The organism is Nesterenkonia halophila, assembly GCF_009467795.1.
In the GTDB taxonomy this organism is placed as follows: Bacteria; Actinomycetota; Actinomycetes; order Actinomycetales; family Micrococcaceae; genus Nesterenkonia; species Nesterenkonia halobia.
Window position 1 is genome coordinate 12,283 of record NZ_WIAX01000019.1, and the last position, 23,247, is coordinate 35,529.

The 23,247-nt window shown below is 71.8% G+C and carries 19 protein-coding genes and 1 pseudogene; 14 read left to right on the forward strand and 6 right to left on the reverse strand.

Features of this window, described 5'->3' with window-relative positions:
• Nucleotides 1–15: 15 nt before the first annotated feature.
• Nucleotides 16–648: a DoxX family membrane protein gene (locus GCL72_RS09340; protein WP_153144452.1), complete on the reverse strand. Its 633-nt coding sequence runs from the start codon at nt 646–648 to the stop codon at nt 16–18.
• A 327-nt stretch (nt 649–975) separates the two neighbouring features.
• On the opposite strand from GCL72_RS09340, the gene GCL72_RS09345 reads away from it, so the two are divergent.
• Together GCL72_RS09345 and rsrA are read left to right on the forward strand one after the other, a co-directional pair.
• Nucleotides 976–1,593, forward strand: coding sequence for a sigma-70 family RNA polymerase sigma factor (locus GCL72_RS09345; protein ID WP_153144453.1), 618 nt, complete (start codon nt 976–978; stop codon nt 1,591–1,593).
• A complete protein-coding gene (rsrA, locus tag GCL72_RS09350) occupies nt 1,593–1,901 on the forward strand; it encodes a mycothiol system anti-sigma-R factor (protein ID WP_153144454.1) in 309 nt (102 codons plus the stop codon). The genes GCL72_RS09345 and rsrA overlap by 1 nt, the downstream gene beginning before the upstream one ends.
• A 162-nt stretch (nt 1,902–2,063) precedes the next feature.
• Here the strand turns inward: rsrA and GCL72_RS09970 are convergent, their stop codons facing one another.
• The 4 genes from GCL72_RS09970 to GCL72_RS09365 all read right to left on the reverse strand — a co-directional run bounded on the left by GCL72_RS09970 (nt 2,064) and on the right by GCL72_RS09365 (nt 7,550).
• Nucleotides 2,064–2,138: a 50S ribosomal protein bL37 gene (locus tag GCL72_RS09970; RefSeq protein WP_425486775.1), complete on the reverse strand. Its 75-nt coding sequence runs from the start codon at nt 2,136–2,138 to the stop codon at nt 2,064–2,066.
• A 36-nt stretch (nt 2,139–2,174) separates the two neighbouring features.
• The gene (locus GCL72_RS09355) at nt 2,175–2,597 is read right to left on the reverse strand and encodes a DoxX family membrane protein (RefSeq protein ID WP_153144455.1); all 423 of its coding nucleotides are present in this window, start codon (nt 2,595–2,597) and stop codon (nt 2,175–2,177) included.
• 149 nt (nt 2,598–2,746) lie between these two features.
• Nucleotides 2,747–3,382: a GDSL-type esterase/lipase family protein gene (locus GCL72_RS09360; RefSeq protein WP_153144456.1), complete on the reverse strand. Its 636-nt coding sequence runs from the start codon at nt 3,380–3,382 to the stop codon at nt 2,747–2,749.
• Between the two features lie 169 nt (nt 3,383–3,551).
• On the reverse strand, nt 3,552–7,550 hold the full coding sequence (locus GCL72_RS09365; RefSeq protein ID WP_425486774.1) for a multifunctional oxoglutarate decarboxylase/oxoglutarate dehydrogenase thiamine pyrophosphate-binding subunit/dihydrolipoyllysine-residue succinyltransferase subunit: 3,999 nt from the start codon (nt 7,548–7,550) through the stop codon (nt 3,552–3,554).
• Nucleotides 7,551–7,860: 310 nt separating this feature from the next.
• On the opposite strand from GCL72_RS09365, the gene guaB1 reads away from it, so the two are divergent.
• From guaB1 to GCL72_RS09395, 6 genes and pseudogenes are all read left to right on the forward strand, one after another.
• Nucleotides 7,861–9,348, forward strand: coding sequence for a GMP reductase (guaB1, locus tag GCL72_RS09370; protein WP_153144457.1), 1,488 nt, complete (start codon nt 7,861–7,863; stop codon nt 9,346–9,348).
• 249 nt (nt 9,349–9,597) lie between these two features.
• Nucleotides 9,598–11,022 (forward strand): hemolysin family protein, encoded by a 1,425-nt coding sequence (locus GCL72_RS09375; protein WP_246161121.1) that lies wholly within the window; start codon nt 9,598–9,600, stop codon nt 11,020–11,022.
• Nucleotides 11,022–12,245 (forward strand): hemolysin family protein, encoded by a 1,224-nt coding sequence (locus GCL72_RS09380; protein ID WP_246161122.1) that lies wholly within the window; start codon nt 11,022–11,024, stop codon nt 12,243–12,245. The genes GCL72_RS09375 and GCL72_RS09380 overlap by 1 nt, the downstream gene beginning before the upstream one ends.
• Before the next feature lie 96 nt (nt 12,246–12,341).
• Nucleotides 12,342–13,367: a metal ABC transporter solute-binding protein, Zn/Mn family gene (locus tag GCL72_RS09385; RefSeq protein ID WP_153144458.1), complete on the forward strand. Its 1,026-nt coding sequence runs from the start codon at nt 12,342–12,344 to the stop codon at nt 13,365–13,367.
• Nucleotides 13,368–13,437: 70 nt separating this feature from the next.
• Nucleotides 13,438–14,223 (forward strand): annotated as a pseudogene (locus GCL72_RS09390) (metal ABC transporter ATP-binding protein); the annotation flags it as partial.
• A 2-nt stretch (nt 14,224–14,225) separates the two neighbouring features.
• Nucleotides 14,226–15,155, forward strand: coding sequence for a metal ABC transporter permease (locus GCL72_RS09395; protein ID WP_153144460.1), 930 nt, complete (start codon nt 14,226–14,228; stop codon nt 15,153–15,155).
• A 70-nt stretch (nt 15,156–15,225) separates the two neighbouring features.
• Here GCL72_RS09395 and GCL72_RS09400 read toward each other — a convergent pair whose 3' ends face one another.
• Nucleotides 15,226–15,678, reverse strand: coding sequence for a Fur family transcriptional regulator (locus GCL72_RS09400; protein ID WP_170289613.1), 453 nt, complete (start codon nt 15,676–15,678; stop codon nt 15,226–15,228).
• A 199-nt stretch (nt 15,679–15,877) separates the two neighbouring features.
• Between GCL72_RS09400 and GCL72_RS09405 the strand changes: the two genes are divergently transcribed.
• The 6 genes from GCL72_RS09405 to GCL72_RS09430 all read left to right on the forward strand — a co-directional run bounded on the left by GCL72_RS09405 (nt 15,878) and on the right by GCL72_RS09430 (nt 23,116).
• A complete protein-coding gene (locus GCL72_RS09405) occupies nt 15,878–17,392 on the forward strand; it encodes an alpha-N-arabinofuranosidase (RefSeq protein WP_153144462.1) in 1,515 nt (504 codons plus the stop codon).
• A 134-nt stretch (nt 17,393–17,526) separates the two neighbouring features.
• The gene (locus GCL72_RS09410; protein ID WP_153144463.1) at nt 17,527–18,837 is read left to right on the forward strand and encodes an ABC transporter substrate-binding protein; all 1,311 of its coding nucleotides are present in this window, start codon (nt 17,527–17,529) and stop codon (nt 18,835–18,837) included.
• A gap of 180 nt (nt 18,838–19,017) precedes the next feature.
• Nucleotides 19,018–20,037 (forward strand): LacI family DNA-binding transcriptional regulator, encoded by a 1,020-nt coding sequence (locus GCL72_RS09415; protein ID WP_211365020.1) that lies wholly within the window; start codon nt 19,018–19,020, stop codon nt 20,035–20,037.
• Between the two features lie 129 nt (nt 20,038–20,166).
• Nucleotides 20,167–20,598 carry an HIT family protein gene (locus tag GCL72_RS09420; protein ID WP_153144464.1) on the forward strand — a complete coding sequence of 144 codons (432 nt, stop codon included), beginning with the start codon at nt 20,167–20,169 and terminating at the stop codon, nt 20,596–20,598.
• Nucleotides 20,598–21,614, forward strand: a complete 1,017-nt coding sequence (locus GCL72_RS09425) for a LacI family DNA-binding transcriptional regulator (RefSeq protein WP_246161123.1) — start codon at nt 20,598–20,600, stop codon at nt 21,612–21,614. The genes GCL72_RS09420 and GCL72_RS09425 overlap by 1 nt, the downstream gene beginning before the upstream one ends.
• A 179-nt stretch (nt 21,615–21,793) precedes the next feature.
• A complete protein-coding gene (locus GCL72_RS09430) occupies nt 21,794–23,116 on the forward strand; it encodes a D-arabinono-1,4-lactone oxidase (protein ID WP_153144465.1) in 1,323 nt (440 codons plus the stop codon).
• The last annotated feature ends 131 nt before the right edge of the window (nt 23,117–23,247 follow it).

Here is a 23,247-nt window from a genome sequence, read left to right on the forward strand (position 1 = left end):
TGCGGGGCGCGGAGCTCAGGAGGCCGCCTCCGTCTTCTTCTTCGCCTCCTCGGCGACGGCGGCCACGGCCTGCCGCGCCTCGCGCTCGGCGTTCTTCAGTCCCTTGGCGGCGGCCTTCTGGTACGCCTTCAGCGTCTTCACCGCCTCGCCTCCGGTCCGCTCGGCGATCTTGTGGGTCTTGTCGCTGAACGGCGATCCCTTCGCGGTCTTCGCCAGGTGCTCGGCCCTCCAGGACAGCGAGGGGCGTCCGTCGAGGTCCACCACGGCCAGCCCGAGGCCTCCGAGGATGCCCAGGTTCTTCAGCAGCCCGGTGCGCACGGCGGCGCCGTCGGTGGACTCGGCCCGGGCGGTGCGGAACTCCACGTAGGTGTCGAGCTTGTGCACGCCGACCAGCGTCAGCGCGGCCAGCCGGGGGAACTTCCCGATCGCCAGCGCGGCGCCGGCGACGACCTGGACTCCGCCGAGGACCTGCGTGGTGCGCTGCGGGTGCCCGGTGACCGGTTCAGCCTGCGGCACCAGCGCCCCGACCTCCTCCAGCGTGGGCTCGAGCGCCTCGGCGGCCTCCGGCGTGTTCCGGAGACGGTCGACGCCGTGGACGATGAAGCCGGCGCCGAGCATCGGCCGGGCGAGTGTGCGGATCAGAGACATGGAATCCTCCTGTGGCGGTACCGCCGCCGGCGGCCTCGGCCGGCGGGGACTCGGGGTCGAGTCGGGACGTGCGCGCCGAGGCGACGAGGCCCGGGCACTCTCCACACGCCAATCTACCCAATCCGCGCGGGACTCGGAATCATGTCCGCGTGCTCACAGCTGGCCGCGGTGCGGAATGCCGCGGCCCCGCCGGTCGTTGAGCCGTGCATGAGCACAAGTACGCTGGAGCGACCACAGACCGCGAGTCCTCTCGCCGAGGTCCCGGGGGCCGCGCCCGCGCGGCCGGCTGGGGGCGCGGGCGCGGCGGTGCGCGTACACTCGGAGGCGATGGATGACCACGAGGAGAACGCCGACGTGTCCGAGGAGACCGAGGCCCAGCGCCGCCGGCGCTTCGAGGCCGAGGCGATGCAGTATGTCGACCAGCTGTATTCGGCGGCGATGCGGATGACGCGCAATCCCCAGGATGCCGAGGACCTGGTCCAGGAGGCCTACACGAAGGCCTACTCGGCCTTCCACCAGTACAAGCCCGGCACCAATCTCAAGGCCTGGCTGTACCGGATCCTGACCAACACCTACATCAACATCTACCGCAAGAAGCAGCGCCAGCCGCAGCAGGCCAACACCGAGACGGTGGAGGACTGGCAGATGGCCCAGGCCGCCGAGCACACCTCCTCCGGGCTGCGCTCGGCCGAGGCCGAGGCCCTGGACCACCTGCCGGACTCCGACGTCAAGGACGCCCTGCAGCAGATCCCGGAGGAGTTCCGCCTGGCGGTGTACTTCTCCGACGTCGAGGGCTTCGCGTACAAGGAGATCGCCGAGATCATGAACATCCCGATCGGCACGGTGATGTCCCGTCTGCACCGCGGCCGGAAGCTGCTGCGCGGTCTGCTGACCGACTATGCCCGCGAACGCGGCTTCAAGAACAAGAAGCTGGAGGCCCGCTGATGAGCGACGAGACCACCGACGAGACGTGTCGCGAGGGCGACTGCCGCGAGACCGACGAGCGCATGGAGCGCATCTACGAGTACCTCGACGGCCAGCTGAGCCGGCAGGACCTCGAGGACGTGCGCACCCATCTGCACGACTGCCCGGACTGCGCGACCGAGTACGACCTCGAGTGCATCATCCGCAGCGTGGTGCGCCGCTCCTGCACCGAGCGGGCCCCCGACACGTTGAAGGTCACCATCATGGAGCGCATCAGCCAGCTCCGCGGCGAGGCCGGCCACGACGTCGTCGGACGCGAATCGGCCTGAGCGCCTGACCGCCGGGCCCCGGCCCCAGACGCGTCGAACCCCCTGCAGACCACGGTCTGCAGGGGGTTCGACGTCGTCAGGTGCGCTCTCGCGCCTCCGGCCGATCAGGGCCGGGGCCGTCGGGTCACGGCCCCTCCGAGGCGCCCGCCGATCCCGTCGGGATCAGCTGTTCGGGCGCTTGCCGTGGTTGGCCTTGTTCTTCCGGCGCGCGCTGCGCTTGCGTCCACGCTTGCTCATAGGGCGAACTCCTCTCGTCGACTGGAACCCATCCTACTACGCCCCGCCGCGGCGCGGGCGACGGCGCTCGCCGCCGATCAGCGCCGCCGAGATGGCCGCCAGCCAGAGATCCTTGGCCAGCATCGTGCCCTCCTGGCTCGGTCGGACGCCGTCCTTGCGCGTCATCGCGTCGTTGCGGAAGTACATGCTCAGCATCCCCGCGGTGAACCCTCCCAGGGCGACGCCGGCGATCCGGTCGTTGACGAACGGCGTCAGCAGGGCGGCGCCGACGCCGATCTCGCCGACGGCCAGCGCCCGGCCGAACGTCTCGGGGGAGAGCGCCGAGACGGCGGGCACGCCGGTGGCGGCCATGCTCTGCAGCCCCGCCGCCGAGTCGGCGTCGAGGGAGAGCTTGCCGATGCCGGAGTCCAGGAGGAAGGCGCCGGGCACGGCGCGCAGGGCGACCGAGGAGAAGGACATGGAGAGGCTCCGTTCTGTGGTTGGGGGCGGCCGCGGCACGGCCGGACGGTCCGGCGGAGAGAACTCCCGCGGATGCGGCGTCATTCCCGGCGCCCGATCCGGCCCCGGCCAGCCCGGCACCGTCCGGACCGGCCGGCGCCGGAGGCGCCTCAGGTCGTCGGCTCGGCGAGCCCCAGCCACTGGTACCAGCCGCGGTGCAGCACCAGCCAGGCGATGAGGCCGTAGCCGGCCTGGCCGGGCTGGCCGTCGTTGGCGGCCAGGTCTCCGCGCCACTGCTCGTGCTGCAGCAGCGGGGTGAAGGTGTCCACGTAGACGTGTCGACGTCGTGAGGCGACGTCCTCATAGGCGGCGTTGAGCTCGGCGATGCGCTGATTGCGCTCGGAGTCCAGCGTCGGGACGGGACCGACCACCAGGCAGCGGATGCCCTCCTGCGAGGCGCGGTCCAGGATGTTGGCGAGGTTCAGCCGGCCCCGGGCCGACGAGGTCTCGCTGTCCAGGTCGAGGTCGTTGAGCGCGATGACGAGGTGGTTCTCCGTCCCGGCCTCGAAGCGGCGGAGCGTCTCCTCCCGCCAGCGCTGCGAGAGCGCCTCAGTGCCCTCGCCCGGCATCGCCAGCACGTAGTGCTCGAGACGCACCGACTCGGTCGGGGTCTTGGCGAGCACACGGCCCAGCCAGCCCAGCGCCCGGGGGTCGCCGACCCCGGTCAGCAGCTCGTTGCCGACTGCGACGATTCTGATGCTGCGTTCCACAGTGTCCTTTCCCAGTCCCTGATTCCGGTCCTGCATGGAGGCCGCGTCGTCGAGGGCGCCCCTTCCTGAGGGGCGCCCTCGACGACGCGGAGATCCCTGAACTCCGACCGTACTCGCCGTGCCGGCGGTGCGCCCGATGGACGCTCCGAGGGGCCGACGATCTCTCCGGATCGGCGGCCCCTCGGAGCGGCGACGGCGGACGGGATCAGAGGTCCAGGTGCGGGAACGCCTCGCCGAGCAGAGTCTCCAGCTCCTGGGCGTGGCGCCGTGCCTGGCCCACCGACGTCGCCGCGGAGTCGGACCGCGAGATCGACCGCATCTCGTGCGTCAGCTGCGGGAGCAGGTTGAGGGCGAGGAAGGGCCACGGGCCCTGGTTCGCCGGCTCGTCCTGGGCGTAGACGACGTCGGTCGCGTGCGGGTAGCGGTCCAGCTCGGCCTGCAGCTGCTCCACCGGCATCGGGTAGAGCTGCTCCAGCCGCACGATCGCGGTGCGCTCGTCCTGGTGCTTCTGGCGCGTGGCGTCCAAGTCGTAGTACAGCCGCCCGGAGGTCACCAGCACCCGCTCGACCTTCTGCGGGTCGACCGCGGCGTCGCCGATGACTTCGTCGAAGGTGCCGGTGGTGAAGTCCTCCACCGCATTCGCCGCGGCCTTCAGCCGGAGCAGCTGCTTCGGCGAGAAGACGATCAGCGGGCGCCGCGGCCGCGCGACGGCCTGGCGGCGCAGCAGGTGGAAGTAGTTCGCCCCGGTCGAGGGCATGACCACCGTCATGTTGTCCTGGGCGCAGAGCTGCAGGAAGCGCTCCGGACGTCCGGAGGAGTGGTCCGGACCCTGACCCTCGTAGCCGTGCGGCAGCAGCATCACCACGGAGGACCGCTGGCCCCACTTCTGCTCGGCCGAGGAGATGAACTCGTCGATCACCGTCTGGGCGCCGTTGACGAAGTCGCCGAACTGCGCCTCCCAGAGCACCAGGGCCTCGGGGTTCTCCACCGAGTAGCCGTACTCGAAGCCGACCACGCCGTACTCCGACAGCGCCGAGTCGTAGATGAAGAACCGCGCCTGGTCCTCGGTGAGGTTCTTCAGCGGGTACCACTCGTCGCCGTTGTGCCGATCGTGGAAGACCGAGTGCCGCTGCACGAAGGTGCCTCGCCGCGAGTCCTGGCCGGAGAGCCGGACCTCGGTGCCCTCCATGAGCAGCGAGCCGAAGGCCGCGATCTCGGCGAAGCCCCAGTCGATGCCGCCCTCGCGGGACATCTTGGCCCGCTTCTCGAGCAGCGACTTCAGCTTCGGATGCGGGGTGAAGTCCGAGGGGATGTTGGTGTGGACCTCGCCGATGTGGGCCAGCGTCTCCTCGGAGACGGCCGTGTCGGTCGGAGCCCGCTCGGGAGTGGCCTCCTCGTCGGCCGAGGAAGTCGGGGCCAGCTCGTCGCCTCCGCCGGAGTCGACGGTGGAGATCGGCTGGGTCTTCGCGGCGTGGGTCTCGGTGAAGACGCGCTCCAGCCGCTGGCGGAAGTCCTGCAGCGCCTGGTCGGCCTCCTCCTGGGTGATGTCGCCGCGTCCGACCAGCGCCTCGGTGTAGAGCCGACGGGTCGAGCGCTTGGCCTCGATGAGGTTGTACATCTTCGGCTGGGTCATCGACGGGTCGTCGCCCTCGTTGTGGCCGCGGCGCCGGTAGCAGATCAGGTCGATGACCACGTCCTTGTTGAACCGCTGGCGGTACTGGAAGGCCAGCTGCGCCACGCGGGCGACGGACTCGGGGTCGTCGCCGTTGACGTGGAAGATCGGAGCCTGGATGGCCTTGGCCATGTCGGTGCAGTAGGTCATCGACCGGCCCGCCTGCGGCGCGGTGGTGAAGCCGACCTGGTTGTTGACCACCACGTGCACGGTCCCGCCGGTGCGGTATCCGCGCAGCTGGGAGAGGTTCATGGTCTCGGCGACCACGCCCTGGCCGGCGAAGGCGGCGTCTCCGTGGACCAGCAGCGGCAGCACGGAGAACGAGTTGAGGTTGTCCGAGCCCTTGTCCAGGCGGTCCTGGATCGCGCGCGTGACGCCTTCCATCACGGGGTTGACCGCCTCCAGATGGGAGGGGTTCGCCGCGAGGTAGACCCTGGTGGAGTTGCCCTGGTCGGAGGTGAAGGACCCGCGGGTGCCCAGGTGGTACTTCACGTCGCCGGAGCCGATGCCGGAGTCGCGGCCCTCGAACTCCTGGAAGATCTGCGCGTAGGTCTTGCCGGCGATGTTGGCGAGCACGTTGAGTCGCCCGCGGTGGGCCATGCCGATGGTGACCTCGTCGAGGCCCTCGTCGGCCGCGCCGGAGAGGATGACGTCGAGCAGCGGGATGAGCGACTCGCCGCCCTCCAGCGAGAAGCGCTTCTGACCGACGAACTTGGTCTGCAGGAAGGTCTCGAAGGCCTCGGCGGAGTTCAGTCGGCCCAGGATCCGGAACTGCTCGTCCCGGGAGGGCTTCTCATACGGGTGCTCGATCTCATCCTGGAACCACTGCCGCTCCTCGGGCGACTGGATGTGCATGTACTCCACACCGGTGTTGCGGCAGTAGGTGTCGCGCAGCACGCCCAGGATGTTGCGCAGCGGGAGCATGGACTTGCCGCCGAAGCCGCCGGTGGGCCAGTCGCGGTCGAGGTCCCAGAGCGTCAGTCCGTGGGTCTCGATCTCCAGGTCCGGATGGTCGCGCATCCGGTACTCCAGCGGGTCCACCGAGGCCATCAGGTGCCCGCGCACGCGGTAGGCGTGGATGAGCTGCTGGATGCGGGCGACCTTGTTGACCTGGTCCTCGGGGTTGACCTGGATGTCGGCCGACCAGCGCACCGGCTGGTAGGGGATCCGCAGGGCCTCGAAGATCTCGTCGTAGAAGCCGTCCTCGCCCAGCAGCAGCTGGTGCATGGTCTTGAGGAACTCGCCCGACGTCGCGCCCTGGATGACGCGGTGGTCGTAGGTCGAGGTCAGCGTGATGACCTTCGAGACGGCCAGCTTGTTCAGCGTCTTCTCCGAGGCGCCCTGGAACTCGGCCGGGTACTCCAGCGCTCCCACACCGACGATGGTGGCCTGCCCCTTGGACAGCCGCGGCACCGAGTGGACGGTGCCGATGCCTCCGGGGTTGGTCAGCGAGACGGTGGTGCCGGAGTAGTCGTCCGGGGTGAGCTTGTTGTCCCGGGCGCGCTTGACGACGTCGTCGTAGGCCGCCCAGAACTGGGTGAAGCCCATCTCCTCGGAGGCCTTGACGTTCGGCACCACCAGCGCCCGGGTGCCGTCGGGGCGCGGCATGTCGATGGCCAGGCCGAAGTTGACGTGGGCCGGCTGCACGGCGGCGGGCTTGTCGTCCTTGACGTCGTAGGTGACGTTCATCGCCGGGTGCGCGCGCAGCGCCTTGAGCATCGCATAGCCGATGATGTGGGTGAAGGAGACCTTGCCGCCGCGGGTGCGCTTGAGGTGGTTGTTGATCACCACGCGGTTGTCGATCAGCAGCTTCGCCGGCACGGCGCGGACGGTTGTCGCCGTGGGCACCGAGAGCGAGGCGTCCATGTTGGCCGCGATCGCCTTCGACATGCCCTTCAGGACGGTGACCTCGTCCTCCTTCTCCTCCGTGGCCGTCGATTCGCCCGCCGAGGGCTCGGAGGGGATGGGGCGGGTGTCGGAGTCCGGGGCCTTCCGGGTCGTCGGCGTCTTCGGCGCAGCGGGGGCGGAGGCGGAGGTGGCGGAGGTCGAGGGGCCCTTCTCGCCGCGCGGCTTCTGGGCGTGGTCCGGCTCGGCCGGCTTCGCCGTCGACGGGGTGCTCCGCGGCGGCGTCGCTGTGCCGGAGCCGTCGCGCGAGGACTTCTCGGCGGGGGCCTCCGCGTCGGGAATGTCTGAGGCGGGCGCCGGTGCGGCGCCGTCGGCGGCGGAGGCCGAGCCGGCGGGCGAGGGGCTCGCCGATCCGCGGGCGCCGTCGTCGGCGGCGCCGCGGGCTGAAGAGCCGGCGGCGGAGGAGGCGGAGGCCGGAGGGGGCGTCGTCGAGGTCGTCGACGACGTCGGCGCCGACGGGGCCGCCGCGCCGTCGTCGGCGCTCTCCGACTCCATCCGGCGGAAGATGTCAGCCCACTTCCGGTCCACTGAGCCGGGGTCCGCCCTGTACTTGTCGTATATGTCGGCGACCAGCCATTCGTTTCCGGGGAATTCCTCCGCGAGACGGCTGGACGTTAGCTCTGGCACTGTGGATACGCCTCTTCCATATGTGTGTCGGTCGGTTCTGGAGCACCACGACCGTCCAGCTGCAGGAGCCGACGCTCGGCCGCGGTGCGACAGTCCTGCCCGGAGGGGAGATCCGACGACGGCTTCATCGCCGTCTCGGGGACATGCGCCCGGCGGGCCGGCGACGCTGTCGGTCACCTGCCGACCAGCATAGTGATTCGACCTGCCGCATCGCCACTGGGCGCGGTATCGTGTCCCAGGCCGTGCGACCCGCTCACGGGCAGGTCCCCGCGGCACGAGCACGACATATGAAGGGGCGGACGACCCGCGCATGAAGTTCCTCAACGAGCCGACCACCGATCTCACCTACGCCGACGTCTTCCTGGTGCCCTCGCGGTCCGAGGCGATGTCGCGCACCGAGGTCGACATCTCCGCCGACGACGGCACCGGCTCCACCATCCCGCTGGTCTCGGCGAACATGACGGCGGTGACCGGCCGGCGGATGGTCGAGACCATGGCGCGCCGCGGCGGGCTGGGCGTGCTGCCCCAGGACGTCCCGCTGGAGGTCATCCGTCAGGTCGCCCAGTGGGTCAAGTCCTGCCACCCGGTGCTGGAGACGCCGCTGAAGGTCTCGCCGCAGGACACTGTGCTCGACGTGCTGCACCTGCTCGACAAGCGCAGCCACGACGCCGTCTGCGTCGTCGACGAGGACATGCGCCCGGCCGGGGTCGTCCACGCCGAGGACGGCGTCGGCCGGGACCGCTTCTCCTCGGTGGGCTCGGTGATGCGCATGCCGCAGGTCCGCTTCACCACCGCCGAGCTGGGTCTGGAGGCCGACGACGACGGCGCCGCGCTCGCCGAGGGGCTGCGCCAGGGCTTCCTCGCCATGGACGCCGCCGCGGTGGAGTATGCGCCGGTGACCACGTCCGAGGGCGTGCTCGCCGGCGTGCTCACCCCGCGCGGGGCGTTGCGCTCGACGCTGTTCACCCCGCACGTCGACGCCTCGGGTCGTCTGGCGCTGGCCGCGGCGGTGGGCATCAACGGCGACGTCGCCGCCAAGGCCGAGGCGCTGCTCGACGCCGAGGTCGACGTGCTCGTCGTGGACACCGCCCACGGTCATCAGCGGCGCATGCTCGACGCGCTGGCCGCGGTCCGCGAGGTGGTCGACGTCCGCGGGGCGGCGGTGCCGGTGGTCGCCGGCAACGTGGTCACCGCCGACGGCGTGCGCGACCTGATCTCCGCCGGGGCCGACATCGTCAAGGTCGGCGTCGGCCCCGGAGCGATGTGCACCACGCGGATGATGACCGCCGTGGGCCGTCCGCAGTTCTCCGCCGTGCTCGAATGTGCGACCGCCGCCCGCGAGCTGGGCGGCCGCATCTGGGCCGACGGCGGCGTGCGCCATCCGCGCGACATCGCCCTGGCGTTGGCCGCCGGCGCCTCCCAGGTGATGGTCGGCTCCTGGTTCGCCGGCACCTACGAGTCGCCGGGCGACCTGGTCGCCGAGGCCGACGGCCGGCGGTACAAGGAGAGCTACGGGATGGCCTCCTCGCGGGCGGTGCAGAATCGCACCGCCGGGGAGGACGCCTTCTCCCGGGCACGGAAGGGGCTCTTCGAGGAGGGCATCTCGACGTCGAAGATGTACCTGGATCCGGAGCAGCCCGGAGTGGAGGATCTGCTCGACTCGATCACCTCCGGCGTGCGCTCCGCGATGACCTACGCCGGGGCGGGCGATCTGGCCGCCTTCCGCGAGCGGGCCGTGGCCGGGGTGCAGTCCGCCGCCGGCTACGAGGAGGGCAAGCCGGTCCCGACCACGTGGTGAGCGGGGTCCCGGCGTCGTGTCGGCGTCGTGCCGGGTGGTGGCGGTCACCCGCGGGCGTCGCTACACTGGGTCTTCTCATGGAGTATCGACAACCGGGTCCCGTCCCTCGACGCTCGACCCCGCACCACTCTGTCCTGCCCCACTACCGCCCGCGTCTGAGCCGGCCGCCGTACGGCGGCCCGCCCGCCGCGGGCGGACCCGCGCCGCGGCGGGGACGTCCCGGCGGAGCGCGGAGGTGCACCGCCTGACGTGGAATGGATCCTTCTGGGCCTCGGCCTGCTGCTGATCCTCGGCACGGCGTTCTTCGTCGCCGTCGAGTTCTCGCTGGTCGCCCTCGACCAGCCCACCGTCCAACGCGCCGTCGACCGCGGCGACCCCGGGGCCCGGGCGCTGCTGTCCTGCCTGCGTTCGCTGTCGACCCAGCTGTCCACCTGCCAGCTGGGCATCACCGTCACCACGCTGCTCACCGGCTACGTCGTCGAGCCGGCGCTGGGGGCGCTGCTGGACTCGCCACTGACCGCCCTCGGGGTGCCCGACGCCGCTGCCGGACCGGTCTCGCTGATCGTGGCGATGCTGCTGGCCACGCTGGTCTCCATGCTGCTCGGCGAGCTGGTGCCGAAGAATCTGGCCATCGCCGAGGCAGAGCGGCTGGGCCGCGCGCTGGCGCGCCCGCAGCTGATCGTCACCGCCGTCGCCAAGCCGCTGGTGCTGCTGCTCAACGGCTTCTCCAACCTGGTGCTCCACCGCTTCGGCCTGGAGGTCAAGGAGGAGCTCTCCGGGGCGCGCACTCCGGAGGAGCTCTCCTCGATGGTCCGTCGGTCGGCGAAGCTCGGCACGATGGACGCCGACACCGCCACTGTGCTGGACCGCACGCTGCGCTTCGCCGAGCAGACCGCCGCCGACGCGATGACCCCGCGTCCGCGGATGGCCGCCGTCGAGGCCGAGGCCCCGCTGACCGAGCTGATCGGCCTGGCCCGGCGGACCGGCTACTCGCGGTTCCCGGTGCTCGGCGAGTCCGTCGACGAGGTCCGCGGCGTCACTCACGTGAAGAAGGCCGTGGCGGTCCCGCGCGACAAGCGCGAGGGCCTGGTCGCGGCCACGGTGATGTCCGAGGTGACCCGCGTGCCCGAGACGCTCTCGCTGGACGCGCTGCTGCCGGTGCTGCGTGAAGCCTCGCTGCAGATGGCGGTGGTCGTCGACGAGTACGGCGGCACCGCCGGGGTGGTCACGCTGGAGGACCTGATCGAGGAGATCGTCGGCGAGGTCGCCGACGAACACGACCGGATCGCGCCGGGCGTGCTGCAGTCGGCCGGCGGCGACTGGTTCTTCCCCGGCCTGCTGCGCCCCGACGAGATCAACGCCCAGATCGTCGGGCTCGCCGTGCCCGACGACGCCGCCTACGAGACCGTCGCCGGATTCGTCGTCGATGCGCTGGGGCGGCTCGCCGCAGTCGGCGACGAGGTTCCGGTCTCCGGCGGCACGCTGCGCGTGGTCGTCGTCGACGGCCGCCGCATCGACCGAGTGCGCTTCATCCCCGACGCCGAGGCGCGCCGGGCCGCGCTCGTCGCCCAGGCTGAGCGCGGCGCGCCGGTCGGGTCCGGGGCGGCGCCCGCCGTCGAGAGCGCCGTCGAGAGCGCCGGAAGATCCGCGCGAGCCGAGAGAGGGGGACGCTGATGGGCGGCGACCTGATGGGCGCGGTGTGGCTGGTCGTGCTGCTGGCCGGCAACGCGTTCTTCGTCGGCGGCGAGTTCGCCGTGATGTCGGCGCGGCGCAGCCAGATCGAGCCGAAGGCCGAGGCGGGATCCCGACGGGCGAAGACCGCGCTGCACGCCATCGAGCACGTCTCGCAGATGCTGGCGGTCGCCCAGCTGGGCATCACCGTCTGTTCGCTGCTGATCCTGCTGATGTCCGAGCCGGCGATCCATCATCTGCTCACCGAGCCGCTGGTCGACCTGGGGCTGCCCGCCTCGGTCGCCGGCACGGCGGCCTTCGCCGTCGCGCTGGTGCTGGTGACCTTCCTGCACGTGACCTTCGGCGAGATGGTGCCGAAGAACTTCGCCGTCTCGGTGGCCGACCGGGCGGTGCTGCTGCTGGCGCCGCCGATGGTCCTGCTGTCCCGGATCCTGCACCCGGTGATCCTGCTGCTCAACGCCACCGCGAACCTGGTGCTCCGAGCCGTCGGCGTCACCCCGCGCGACGAGGTCGTCTCGACCTTCACCCTCGAGGACATGCAGTCGATCGTCGCCGAGTCCACCCGCGACGGCACCGTGCACGACGAGGCCGGGGTGATCGCCGGGGCGCTGTCCTTCAGCGAGGTCACCGCCTCCGACGTCATGGTTCCGCTCTCCGAGGTGATCACCGTCCCGGCCGACGTCTCGCCGAAGAAGGTCGAGCGCGCCGTCGGCCGCACCGGATTCTCCCGCTTCGTGGTGGTCGACGGCGACGACGCCTTCATCGGCTACGTCCATCTCAAGGACGTGATGAGCCTGCCGGCGAGCCGGTATCGCGAATCGATCCCGGTGACCGCGATCCGCTCGCTGGGCAACATGACCGGCGGCGACCAGGTCGAGGACTGCCTGGCGCAGATGCAGCGCACCGGCTCGCACCTGGCTCGCGTGATCGATGAGGACGGCGAGACCCGCGGGATCCTCTTCCTGGAGGACGTGCTCGAGGTGCTCGTCGGCGAGATCCACGACGCGACCCAGTCCCGTGACTCGCGGCGCCGGCACCGGGTCGAGGAGGAACCGCCCGAGGAGGAGCGCGAGGTCGAGATCGCCGGGCGCGCTGGGCGCGACGGACAGGCGGCCCGGACGGCACCGGCGGAGCGTCGGCGGGACGACGGGCCCCGGCCGGGTGAGTTGAGATTTGTTCGCAATAGGGGGCCCGGCGTACGCTGATCTCTGCAGTCGGCGGCCCGCGCCTCCGACCCGGGCTCAGCGCGAGCCGCGCGGTCGGCGGGCCGTCGCCTCCCTCTCGTCCTGAAAGGCTCCGCCATGTCCGGCCCTGTGATCTCCCGTCCTGTCGCGTCTACCGCGCCGGCGCGCCGTCGCTCGATCCGTCCGACGGCCGGCGCCGCGGCGCTGGCCCTGCTCCTCGCCGGATGCGGCGGCGCCCAGGGGGCGGACGACGACGAGCGGATGCTGGTGCTGACCTCCACCGACGTCTACGCCTCGCTGGCCGAGCACGTCGTCGACGGCGCGGCCGACGTCGAGGCCGTGGTCGACGAGCCGGCGCTGGATCCGCATTCCTACGAGGCGACGCCCCAGGACCGGCTGAGCGTCGAGGAGGCGGACGTGCTGATCGCCAACGGCGGCGGCTACGACCCCTTCCTGACCCAGCTGGCCACGGCGGCGGAGAAGGAGGACGCCGTCGTGCAGGTGATCGACGGCCCCAACGAGCATGCGCATGACGAGTCCGGCGGATCAGACGGCTCCGACGGCGAGGACGCGCACGCCGGCCACGAGCACGGCGCCGCCGCCGAGGCGCTCGCCGCCAACGAGCACGTCTGGTACGACCTGCCGATGATGAGCGACTTCGTGGAGGACCTCGCCGAGGAGCTCGGCGAGCGGTCGCCGGAGCACGCCGAGGAGTTCACGCAGAACGCCAAGGAGCTCGCCGCGGAGATCGACGCGCTCGACGAGGAGGCCCGCGCCGTCGACGCCGACGGCCTGCAGGCGCTGGCCACTGAACCGGTCTCGGCGCACCTGCTGGTCCGGATGGGATACGAGGATGTCACCGACCCCGACTTCCTCGGCGCCGTGGAGCACGGCGAGGACGTCTCTCCCCGGCTGCAGCAGCGGGCGCTGGGCGCCGCGTCCGGCGGCGAGGTCGACCTGCTCGCCTACAACTCACAGACCGAGACGCACCAGTCCGAGCGCATCCGCACCGCCGCCGAGGAGGCGGAGGTGCCGGTGATGGACTTCCGCGAGACGCTGCCCGACGACACCGACGACTACCTCGTCTGGATGCGCGACACCGTCTCCTCGGTCCGGCAGATCGTGGAGGACGACGATGCGTGAGGGCCCGGTCCTCGCCCTGCACGACGCCGCCGTCGGCTTCGACGGCCGGACGCTGTGGCGGCAGCTGGACCTGCAGCTCGCCCCGGGGGAGTTCCTGGCCGTGCTGGGCCCCAACGGCGCCGGCAAGTCCACGCTGCTGAAAGTGCTGCTGGGGCTGCAGAAGCTCACCGCCGGCACCGCCGAGATCGCCGGGCGGCCGGCGCGCCGCGGCAGCAGCGCCGTGGGCTACATCCCGCAGCAGCACACGCTGCCGACCGAGACTCCGCTCCGCGGGCGCGACCTCGTCGCCCTGGGACTCGACGGGCACCGCTTCGGCCTGCGCCTCCGCGGCCGGTCCGAGCGTCGCGAGGTCGACCGGCTCCTCGAGGAGGTCGGCGCGACCGAGTACGCCGACATGCCCGTCGGGCTGCTCTCCGGCGGCGAGCAGCAGCGGCTGCGCGCCGCCCAGGCGCTCGCGGGCGACCCGGCGGTGCTGCTCTGCGACGAACCGCTGCACTCGCTGGACCTGCACCACCAGCAGGCCATCACCGACCTGATCCAGCGCCAGGCGGCCGAACGCGGCGCCGCCGTCGTCTTCGTGACCCATGAGATCAACCCGGTGATCGACCACGTCGACCGGGTGCTGTACTTCGCCCGCGGTCAGCACCGAATCGGGGCCACGCGCGAGGTGATGCGCACCTCCGTGCTCAGCGAGCTCTACGACGCGCCCGTCGACGTGCTCGAGCATCGCGGTCGGCTGGTGGTCATGGGTCAGCACCTGGAGGGGCACCACTGCACCCCCGAGGACGAGCGGACCGCGGCGCCGGAGCACGACTCGGCGGAGCCGAGGCACGACGGACGGATCGGAGCGCACTGACCATGGACCAGTTCCTCTCCTCCTTCACCGTCGAGGACTATTGGCGCCTCTTCGACCTGGTGCGCAATTCGGTGATCACCGCCGGCGTGCTGGGGCTGATGGGCGGCCTCGTCGGGGTGTTCATCATGCTGCGGCGCACCGCGCTGGTCGTCCACGGGATCGCCGAGGTCTCCTTCGCCGGAGCGGCCCTGGCGCTGCTGCTGGGCCTCGACGTCGTCGCCGGATCGGCCGTGGGCGCCGTGGTCCTGGCGCTGCTCATCGGCGGGCTGAGCCTGAAGGACAAGGACACCTCCGGCGTGGCCGGCGTGCTGATGCCCTTCGGGCTCGGCCTCGGCATCCTCTTCCTCTCGCTCTACGACGGGAGGTCGTCGAACAAATTCGGCCTGCTGACCGGCCAGATCGTCGGCGTCGACGACGTGCAGACGCAGACGCTGGTCACCGGGGCGGTGCTGATCATGGCGGTGCTGGTCCTCGTCTGGCGCCCGATGCTCTTCGCCTCGGTCGATCCGCAGCTCGCCCGCGCCCGCGGCGTGCCGGTCAACGCGCTCTCGCTGCTGTTCATGGGGCTGCTCGGCGGCGCGGTGGCGATGTCGGTGCAGGTCGTCGGCGCGCTGCTGGTCCTCTCGCTGCTGGTGGTGCCGGCGGCGGCGGCGCTGAAGGTCACCGCGCGGCCGGTGCTGGCCGTGGGGCTGTCGATGCTCTTCGGCCTGATCTCCGCCGTCGGCGGCATCATGCTCGCGCTGACCGGCGAAGTGCCGATCAGCCCCTACATCACCACGATCGCCTTCATGATCTACCTGGTCTGCCTGGCGGCGGGCCGCGGCCGTGGCCGGCGCCGGCGTCGGCAGGCCGCGCAGATGCTCGACGGCGACCGCACGAGCGGCTCCGGCGCTGCGGGCGCTCCGACGGCCGCGGCCTCGTCCCGCGGCTGAGGCATCGCCGGGAGCGGTCCGGAGCTGGCCGGAGCTGAAGCCAGAGCTGGCCCGGGCAGAGGCGGCGTGGTCAGCCGGCGTCGGACTCGCCGTCGCGGGCGGCCGCGCAGCCGGCGCAGAGCCCGAAGATCTCCAAAGTGTGGTGGACGTCGGTGAAGCGATGCTCGGCGGCCAGCCGGCCGGTCCAGGCTTCGATGTCCGGGGCCTCGAACTCCACGGTCAGTCCGCATCGGCGGCACACCAGATGATGGTGGTGCTCCTCGCGCGCGCACAGCCGGTAGACGGCCTCGGCATCGTCGGGGCGGACGACGTCGAGCAGTCCGTCCTCCTGGTGGGACTGCAGCACGCGGTAGACCGTGGCCAGCGAGACCGTCTCGCCGCGCTCCTGCAGGATCCGGTGGAGCTCCTGGGCGCTGACGAAGTCGTCGAGCGCGTTCAGCGCCGCCCAGACGGCGCGCTTCTGGCGCGTCGAGCGGCCGCGGACCGGCGGGGCCGAGGAATCGGTGGTCACGGGCGGGGCCATCCTCCCAGGAGTCTCGATCACCGGGGGCCGAGCGCACCGCGCGCACGCCCCGGATCGGGCTCGTCCAGGATATCAGCGTGGTCTCCAGCGTCGGCCGGAGCGGTGCCGCCGCCCGTGAGGGTGTCGTCGAGGATGGGCGTGTATCGTTAAAGGACGGGGGTTGCCGCCCTGTGACCTGACGGAGGAGACGAGGAGAACCATGTCCACCACCCTGACCGCCGTCGTCGACCTGGACGTCGAAGGCCCGACCATCAGCCGCCATCTCTACGGCCACTTCGCCGAGCACCTGGGCAGGTGCATCTACGACGGGTTCTGGGTCGGCGAGGACTCGCCGATCGAGAACGTCGAGGGCATCCGCGCCGACATCGTCGAGGCCCTGCGCGGCCTGGACATCCCCAATCTGCGCTGGCCGGGCGGCTGCTTCGCCGACGAGTACCACTGGGCCGACGGCGTCGGTCCGCGCGAGCAGCGTCCGCGGATGGTCAACACGCACTGGGGCGACGTCGAGGAGAACAACCACTTCGGCACCCACGAGTTCATGCGGCTCTGCGAGCTGCTCGGCGCCGAGCCCTACATCTCGGCCAACGTCGGCTCCGGCACGGTCCGCGAGACCAGCGACTGGGTGGAGTATCTGACCCGCGAGGGCGATTCGCCGATGGCCCGGCTGCGACGGCAGAACGGCCGCGAGGAGCCCTGGCAGGTGGCCTTCTTCGGCATCGGCAACGAGCCCTGGGGCTGCGGCGGGAACCTCACCGCCGCGCAGTACGGGGCGACGGCGCGGCAGCATGCCACCTACGCCCGCGACCACGGGGGCAACCGGCTGCACCGCATCGCCGCCGGCGCCAACGAGGACGACTACGCCTGGACCGAGCAGCTGATGCGCGAGGTCACCTCGGGGCTGCAGGATGAGGAGCCCTCGGACATCTACCAGGCGATCTCCTTCCACTACTACACCCGCTCGGGGCCGTGGATGGACAAGGGCAGCGCCACCGACTTCACCGTCGACGAGTACTGGACCACGATGCGCGCCGCGCAGCGCGTCGAGCGGATCATCGCCGGGCACAAGGCGGTCATGGACGCCTACGACCCGGGGCAGAAGCTGGGGCTGGCGCTCGACGAGTGGGGGAGCTGGTGGAACGTCGAGCCGGGGACGAATCCGGGCTTCCTGTTCCAGCAGAACACGATGCGCGACGCGCTGGTCGCCGCCGTGCACTTCGAGGCCTTCCACGCCCATGCCGACCGGCTGCGCCTGGCGACGATCGCCCAGACGGTCAACGTGCTGCAGGCGATGGTGCTGACCGACGAGCACCGGATGATCCTCACGCCGACGTACCACGTCTTCGCGATGAGCACCGGCCACCACGATGGCGTCCGCCGGACGGTCCACCCGCTGAGCGAGGAACCGGTGCGCGCCGTCGACGGCGAGACTGTCCGGACGCTGCCGATCTCGGTCTCCACGCGCGAGGGGCGGATCACCGTCACTGCGGCGAATCTGGACCCCGACCAGGCGGCGACGGCGCGCCTGCGGCTGCGCGGCGGAGAGCTCGGCGGGGGAGTGCGCTCGGCGCGGCTGCTCACCGCCGAGCCGGCCGCGCACAACACCGCGGAGGTCCCGGCGGAGGTCGCGCCGCGGGACTTCGACGGCGCGCGGCTGGACGGCGAGGAGCTGAGGCTCGAGCTGCCGGCCTCGTCCTTCGTCGCCGTCGAGCTCTGAGTCGCGCCGCGGGCGAGTGTGGATCCGTGTGAAGCCGTGCGGAGCTGTTGACTTGTGATTCACGTCACTCGTACTGTTGCGTTAAATCGCCGGCGGGATGCGCCGGGGAGCATCTGCGAGGGAGGAGATGGATGATGAGGGACGACACCACACGGACCACGGCCCGCACCCGCCGCGCCGCGGTGCTGAGCGTCGCGGCCACGACGGCGCTGCTGGCGGTCACGGCCTGCTCGGGCGGCTCGGACGCCGCGGAGGACGGCGACGTCACGCTGCGCTTCACCTGGTGGGGCGCCGAGCATCGCAACGCGGTCACCGAGGAGGTCATCGCCCTCTACGAGGAGCAGAACCCCGGGGTGACCATCGAGGCGGAGAACTCGCCCTGGGAGGGCTACTGGGATCGGCTGGCGACGCAGTCGGCCGGCAATGACGCCCCTGACGTCATCCAGATGGACGCCAGCTATCTCAGCGAGTACTCCGAGCGCGGCGCGCTGCTGGACATGGACCAGGTCGACGTCTCCAGCTTCGACGACAACGCGGTGCAGAACGGCACCACCGACGACGGACTGGTCGGGGTGACCACGGGCATCAACACGATGACGGTGCTGGCCAATCCGGAGCTCTTCGAGCAGGCGGGCATGGAGATGCCCGACGACGAGTCCTGGACCTGGGACGACTATCTGGAGCTGACCTCCGAGCTGCGCGAGGAGCTGCCCGAGGAGGTCTACGGCGACGGCGGCGTGCCGCAGACCGCCGACCTGCAGATCTGGCTGCGCCAGCAGGGCAAGCACCTCGCCGACGCCGACGGCGAGCTCGGCCACAGCGTGGCCGATCTCGAGGAGTACTTCGAGTACCAGCAGGATCTGCTCGAGGCCGACTCCTATCCGTCGGCGACGGTGATGCAGGAGGTCTCCGGCATGGCGCCGGGAGAGTCGCCCTTCGAGACCGGCGACCAGGCGGTCGGCCGCTGGTGGTCGAACCAGGTGCCGGCCCTCTCGGAGCAGGCCGCCGTGGACTTCGAGCCGCTGCGCTTCCCGTCGCAGAGCGGCAGCTCCGAGGACAACGGCCTCTGGTTCAAGTCCACGATGATGTACTCGGTCAGCTCGGCCACCGAGCACCCCGAAGAGGCCCAGGAGTTCGTCGACTTCCTGGTGAACGACGAGGAGGCCGCCGAGATCATCGGCATGGACCGCGGCCTGCCGGCCAGCGAGGGAGCGCGCGAGGTGGTGCTGGACCAGATCGACGGCCAGGAGCAGGTGGTCGCGGACTTCATCGACGAGGTCTCCGACGAGATCGGCGAGGCCGAGCCCGTCCCGCCGGTGGGCTTCAGCCAGCTGCAGGATATCGCCTACCGGTACTGCAACGAGGTCTTCTTCGGGCGTCTGACCCCGGCCGAGGCCGCCGAACAGATGCACGCCGAGATGCAGGAGGCGCTCGACCAGGGCTGATCCCTCTCCTCCGCGCATCGCGGAGGCGGAGGCATCGGACAGCCGCCGCGCCGTCGACACCGTCCGCGGGTCGGCGGCGCAGTGCGTGCGGATGCGGGCGCCGCGGGTCGACGTTGCTAGCATGCCGCAGAGGACGGGTGCCCCGGCGGGGCCGGCGACGACGACCAGGAGGTGCGGCCCATGGGGGCGGTGACGATGAGCGACGTCGCCCGGGCGGCCGGCGTCTCGCCGATGACGGTCTCCAACGTGGTCAACGGCCGGGCCGGCGTCAGCGACGCGGTCCGACGCCGCGTCATGGAGACCATCGAGGAGACCGGCTACCGGATCAACGTGGCCGCCCGGAATCTGCGGGCCGGCCGCAGCGGCGTGATCGGGCTGGCCGTCCCGGAGCTGGACAACCCCTACTTCGGCGAGCTGGCCCGGCGGATCGTCGCCGTCGCCGGCGAGCACGACCTGCGCGTAGCCGTCGAGGAGACCGGCGCGGCCCCCGAGGGGGAGCGCGGGGCCATCCGCAGCTCGAAGCGGCTCGACTACGACGGGCTCATCCTGAGCACCGTCGGGCTGGACATGGCCGAGCTGACCACGCTGCCGCAGCTGCCGCTGATGCTGCTGGGGGAGCGGGAGAACCGCTCGGCGGTGGGCCACATCGCTCTGCCCAACGCCGACGGCGCCCAGGCGGCCGCCGCCCACCTGATCGACCGCGGGGCGCGGCGGCTGGCCTTCGTCGGCGGCCCGGACGATCGCGAGCCGACCATCCGCAGCATGCGCTGGGACGGCGTGCAGGCGGCGGTGCGTGCGGCGGGCATCGACGAGGAGGACCTCCGGCTGGTCGACTGCGAGATGCTCACCATGGACGCCGGCCGCGCCGTGGGCCGTCGGCTGGGCGAGCAGGGCGCCGCAGGCGGTCCCGACGGCGTCGACGGGATCTTCGCGCTGACCGACACGCTGGCGGTGGGACTGATCCGCGGCCTGGTCGACGCCGGGCTGCGCGTGCCCGAGGACGTGCTGGTGGCCGGCTTCGACGGCATCGGCGTCGGCGCGCATCTGACGCCGTCGCTGACCACTGTGGAGCCCGACCACGACTGGACGGCGCGTCGGGCGGTGGAGCGGCTGCTGGAGCGCATCGCGATGAGCGGTCCGCCCGGCGAGGACGAGATCGCGCCCTTCCGCCTGGTGGTGCGCGAGTCCACCGGCGGCTGAGCCGCGTCGCCGGCCGCCGCGGAGGAGTCCGCCGCAGGTACGATCGGGGCCGGGGCACCGGCCGCTCCGCGGCGGTGCCGACCCGGCACCGGACCCGCACCGCATCGCACGACGACAGGAGCACCTCTCATGAGCACCGTCTTCACCAAGATCATCCAGGGCGAGCTGCCCGGCCGCTTCGTCTGGCAGGACGAGACCTGCGTGGGCTTCCTGAGCATCAACCCGCTGGCCCACGGGCACACGCTGGTGGTGCCCCGCCGCGAGGTCGACCGGTGGACCGACGCCGACGGCGAGCTGGTCGCCCATCTGACGCGCGTCGCCCACCGGATCGGGCAGGCCCAGGTTCAGGCCTTCGACTCCGCCCGGGCCGGCCTGGCGGTCGCCGGCTACGAGATCGATCATCTCCACGTGCATGTGTGGCCGTCTAACTCGATGGACGACTTCGACTTCTCCAACGCGATGACCGCCCCGGATCCGGAGATGATGGAGGAGTCGGCCGCGACGCTGCGCGCCGCGCTGCGGGTGCTCGGCGAGACCGACCGCGTGCCGGACGCGTCCTGATGGTCCTGCCGCCGGGAGGCGGGGCGCGGGCACCGTCGATGGTCGACGTCGCCGAGCAGGCGCGCGTCTCCCATCAGACCGTCTCCCGGGTGCTCAACACTCCCGACGCCGTGCGGCCCGCGACCCGCGAGAAGGTCGAGCGGGCCATGCGCGAGCTCGGATACCGGCGCAACGCCACCGCGCGGGCGCTGAAGACGCGACGGACCGGGCTGATCGGGGTGATCACGCCGGGGCATTCGGCCTTCGGTCCCAATCGGATGACGCTGGCCGTCGAGGAGGCCGCGCGCGAGCACGGCTTCGCCACCGCGCTGAGCGTCGTGCGCGACTCGCGGCCCGAGACGGTCGAATCCTCCCTGGAGTTCTTCCTCGACCACGGCGTCGACGGGATCGTGGTGCTCGCCCCGATCATCGCAGTGGCCGAGGCGGCGCGGCAGATCGCCGAGACCCGCTCAGTGGTGCTCGTCGCCTCCGGGGCCGAGCCCACCGCCTCGCTGGACGTGGTCGGCATCGACCAGGTCCGCGGCGCCCGCGAGGCGGTGCGCCATCTGCTCGACGCCGGTCGGCGGCGGATCGCCCATGCGGCCGGTCCGGGCGAGTGGTACGACGCCCGCGGGCGTGTGCAGGGCTGGCAGGAGACGCTCTCCGCCGCCGGCGTCGCGGAGGGACCGCTGCTGCACTGCGCCGGGTGGACCGCCGACGACGGCTATGCCGCCGGGGCGGAGCTGGCGCCCCAGGTCGCCTCCGGCGTCGTGGACGCGGTCTTCGCGGCCAACGACTACATCGCCCTGGGCATGATGCACGCCTTCGCCGATCACGGGCTGAGCGTCCCCGAGGACGTCGCCGTGGTCGGCTTCGACGACGTCGACGGCGCCGCCCATCTCAGCCCGCCGCTGACCACCGTCCGCCAGCCCTTCGAGGCTGTCGGCCGGGCTGCGATCGCCGAGCTCTTCGGCGCCGGCGGCGGCGAGCACACCACGCTCATCGCTCCGACGCTCATCCGTCGCGCCACCGCCTGAGACGGACCCGCAGGCCGTCGAGGCGGCTCCTCGGGCGGCAAGCTCGCCGGACCGCGAGCCGCCTGGGCGATGTCATCCGGAGAGCGCGTTCCGTGGGCGAGGTCACGGTTCGGCGTATGCTGTCGCAGGTGACTCGACGGGGCCGCAGGGCCGCCGTCGCCGACAGCGAGGAGCGTGACGTGGCAGACCATGCGGCAGACGAGAGGGCAGCTCAGCGAGCAGGCCGCACCGCCGAGCATCCGGCGGGCGAGACCAACTGGGCGGGCAACCTGACCTACCGGGCGCGCGCGGTGCGCCGTCCGGAGTCGCTGGACGCGCTGCGCGAGGAGCTCGGCCGCCCCGGTCCGAAGCGGATGATCGGTTCGCGGCACTGCTTCAACGACATCGCCGACACCACCGGGACGCTGATCTCCCTGGAGCGCATGCCCCGGCTCCTGGAGATCGGCGAGGACATGGTGCGCGTCGGCGGCGGGATGCGCTACGGCGACGTCGCCGAGCAGCTCCATGCCCGGGGCCGGTCGCTGTCGAACCTGGCCTCGCTGCCGCACATCTCGGTCGCCGGTGCGGTGGCCACCGGCACCCACGGCTCCGGCGACGCGGTCGGCGGCCTGGCCGCCGCGGTGCGCGCCGTCGAGATCCTCACCCCGGCCGGCGAGCTGCGCCGGTTCGAGCGCGGCGAGCGGGCCTTCGACGGCGCCGTGGTCAGCCTCGGCGCGCTCGGCGCGGTCGTCGCCGTCGAGCTGGACACCGAGCCGGCCTACGAGGTGGCCCAGACCGTCTACGAGCAGCCGCGCTGGGAGGCGGTGCTCGCCGACCTCGACGCGGCGACGTCGCTGGGCTACAGCGTGAGCATCTTCTCCAGCTGGCGCGACGTCGAGGTGGCCGACCAGATGTGGGTCAAGGCGAAGGTCGAGCCCGGCGCGGCCACGGCGACGGCCGCCGATCCCGCCGTCCTCGAGGCGCTGGGAGTGCGTCCGGCCGACGGTCGGCGGCACCCGGTCCCCGGCGGCGACGTCGAGGCCACCAGCCTGCAGGGCGGCGAACCCGGTCCGTGGCACGAGCGGCTGCCGCACTTCCGGATGAACTTCACCCCGTCGGCCGGCGCCGAGCTGCAGAGCGAGTACCTGGTTCCGCGCCGCGATGCGGTCGAGGCGATCCGCGCGCTGCAGCGGCTGGCCGATCGGATCGCGCCGGTGCTGATGATCGGCGAAGTGCGCACGATGACCGGCGACGACCACTGGCTCAGCCCCGCCCACGGCGGCGACACCGTCGGGCTGCACTTCACCTGGCATCCCGACCAGCCCGCCGTCGAGGAGGTGCTGGCCGAGCTCGAGTGCGAGCTGCCGGCTTCGGCGCGTCCGCACTGGGGCAAGCTCTTCGTCATGGACCCCCATCGGATCCGCGGGCTCTACCCGCGCTGGGACGACTTCGTCGCGCTGCGCGAGGAGTGCGACCCGCCCGGGGCCCTGCGCAACGACTACACCGAGCGCCTGGGACTCTGAGGCCTTCAGGCGTCGCGCGCAGCGCCTCCTCAGGCATCGGACGGGGGATCCACTGCTGCTGAATCGCCGCATCGGCGACACAGCAGCAGTGAATCCCCCGTTCGCCGTCCGCATCCGACACTCCGGCGGGC

Coding starts and splice junctions, on each gene's coding strand:
- GCL72_RS09340 (WP_153144452.1), bottom strand. CDS start 648: ATGTCTCTGATCCGCACACTCGCCCGGCCGATGCTCGGCGCCGGCTTC.
- GCL72_RS09345 (WP_153144453.1), top strand. CDS start 976: ATGGATGACCACGAGGAGAACGCCGACGTGTCCGAGGAGACCGAGGCC.
- rsrA (WP_153144454.1), top strand. CDS start 1,593: ATGAGCGACGAGACCACCGACGAGACGTGTCGCGAGGGCGACTGCCGC.
- GCL72_RS09355 (WP_153144455.1), bottom strand. CDS start 2,597: ATGTCCTTCTCCTCGGTCGCCCTGCGCGCCGTGCCCGGCGCCTTCCTC.
- GCL72_RS09360 (WP_153144456.1), bottom strand. CDS start 3,382: ATGCAGGACCGGAATCAGGGACTGGGAAAGGACACTGTGGAACGCAGC.
- guaB1 (WP_153144457.1), top strand. CDS start 7,861: ATGAAGTTCCTCAACGAGCCGACCACCGATCTCACCTACGCCGACGTC.
- GCL72_RS09380 (WP_246161122.1), top strand. CDS start 11,022: ATGGGCGGCGACCTGATGGGCGCGGTGTGGCTGGTCGTGCTGCTGGCC.
- GCL72_RS09385 (WP_153144458.1), top strand. CDS start 12,342: ATGTCCGGCCCTGTGATCTCCCGTCCTGTCGCGTCTACCGCGCCGGCG.
- GCL72_RS09395 (WP_153144460.1), top strand. CDS start 14,226: ATGGACCAGTTCCTCTCCTCCTTCACCGTCGAGGACTATTGGCGCCTC.
- GCL72_RS09400 (WP_170289613.1), bottom strand. CDS start 15,678: ATGGCCCCGCCCGTGACCACCGATTCCTCGGCCCCGCCGGTCCGCGGC.
- GCL72_RS09405 (WP_153144462.1), top strand. CDS start 15,878: ATGTCCACCACCCTGACCGCCGTCGTCGACCTGGACGTCGAAGGCCCG.
- GCL72_RS09410 (WP_153144463.1), top strand. CDS start 17,527: ATGAGGGACGACACCACACGGACCACGGCCCGCACCCGCCGCGCCGCG.
- GCL72_RS09415 (WP_211365020.1), top strand. CDS start 19,018: ATGGGGGCGGTGACGATGAGCGACGTCGCCCGGGCGGCCGGCGTCTCG.
- GCL72_RS09420 (WP_153144464.1), top strand. CDS start 20,167: ATGAGCACCGTCTTCACCAAGATCATCCAGGGCGAGCTGCCCGGCCGC.
- GCL72_RS09425 (WP_246161123.1), top strand. CDS start 20,598: ATGGTCCTGCCGCCGGGAGGCGGGGCGCGGGCACCGTCGATGGTCGAC.